This window comes from Streptomyces botrytidirepellens (assembly GCF_003721215.1).
Lineage (GTDB): Bacteria > Actinomycetota > Actinomycetes > Streptomycetales > Streptomycetaceae > Streptomyces > Streptomyces himastatinicus.
The window spans coordinates 1-696 of the sequence record NZ_RIBZ01000381.1; the positions used below are offsets into that span (position 1 = coordinate 1).

Here is a 696-nt window from a genome sequence, read left to right on the forward strand (position 1 = left end):
TCCGGCGGCTCGGGCGGCGTGCCGCCGGGGCCGCCGGGGGCGTCGGGCCCCTGCGGGGTGACCCACGGCGACTGCGGCGGCGGCGTGCCCTGGGACGACTCCGGGGCGCCATCAGCCTGCCCGGTCTGCCCGGTGTGGCCGGTCTGCCCGGTGTGCGTACAGGAGGTGGTGCCGAACGCCCGGTCCACCGCGCGCGGCAGCTCGTGCGCCAGCAGGACATGGGCGAGCCTGCCGGACCGCTTGCAGGCGAAGTCGACGTCCTCGAGCGCCAGCCGCACCCCATGCGCCGCGTCGTCGCACAGCCGGCGTACCTCGGCGAGGTCCGCGCCGGTGGCCGTGATCGGGTTCCAGGCACCCGTCTCGGCGTCCTCGACCAGGTCCTCGACCGCGTCCAGCAGATGCGCGAGCCTGCCGAAGAGCCGTCCGGCCTCCTCCAGCGGCGCCCGGTTGCCGGGCTTCCCGGCCAGGACGGCGGTGTGGCCGAAGGCCGCGGCGGTCGCGGTCTCGGTCGGCTCCGTGACTGTCAGCAGCGAGGTACCGGACCCCGCCAGCTCCTCGATCTCCTGCTGCCGCCCGACCGCGTCGAGCAGCACGGCCGTGTCGAAGCCGATCTCGGCACCGCTGCGGGCGCCCGCCCGGTCCCACCGCCCGGCCACCCGGCGGGCGGCCGCGGCGACCGGACGGCGGGCCAACGCC

The 696-nt window shown here is 77.6% G+C and carries 1 pseudogene; it reads right to left on the reverse strand.

Annotated features, from left to right (window positions below):
* Positions 1-696: pseudogene (locus EEJ42_RS31075) on the reverse strand (hypothetical protein); the annotation flags it as partial.